At 64.9% G+C, this 635-nt stretch carries 1 pseudogene; it reads left to right on the top strand.

Annotated features, from left to right (window positions below):
* Positions 1-635: pseudogene (locus PZA18_RS24075) on the top strand (RHS repeat protein); the annotation flags it as partial.

Below are 635 nucleotides of genomic sequence, written 5' to 3'. Positions count from 1 at the left end.
GGCCGCCGCTACCAGTACAACCGGGCAGGAGAACTCCTCACCCTGCACGACTCCCTGGCCGGCCCGACCCGCTACCACTACGACCCGGCTGGCCGCCTGCTGCAAGCCAACGACGAACGCTTCAACTTCGACCCGGCCGGCAACCCCTTCCGCAGCGAAGACTACTGGCGACCCGAACAACACGGCCTCCGGCTGGCCGACAACCGCGTGCTGTCCCACCAAGGCAAACGCTACCACTACGACCCCTTCGGCAACCTGATCGAAAAACAGCAACCCGGCCAGATCCAGCGCTACCGCTACGATGCCGAACATCGGCTGGTCGAAGTCGAAATCGAAACCGCCCAAGGCAAACGCCGCCTGCATTACCGCTACGACGCCTTCGGCCGAAGAGTTGAAAAACGCGAAGGCAGCCGGCGCACCACCTTCAGCTGGGATGGCGACCGACTGGCCGAAGAAACCAAGGCCGGCCAGACCACCAGCTGGCTCTACGAGCCCGACAGCTTCATCGCCCTGGCCCAACTGAGCGGCCCCACACCCAAGCCGCAACCGGCCCCGAAACTGGACACCATCCAGCTCGACCCCACCCAACGCAAAATCCTGCAAGCCCTGCCGCTAGAGCAACGTGCCCAGGCCCG

This window comes from Parachitinimonas caeni, assembly GCF_030129945.1.
Lineage (GTDB): Bacteria > Pseudomonadota > Gammaproteobacteria > Burkholderiales > Chitinimonadaceae > Parachitinimonas > Parachitinimonas caeni.
This window is presented reverse-complemented; position numbering and strand designations above follow the sequence as displayed.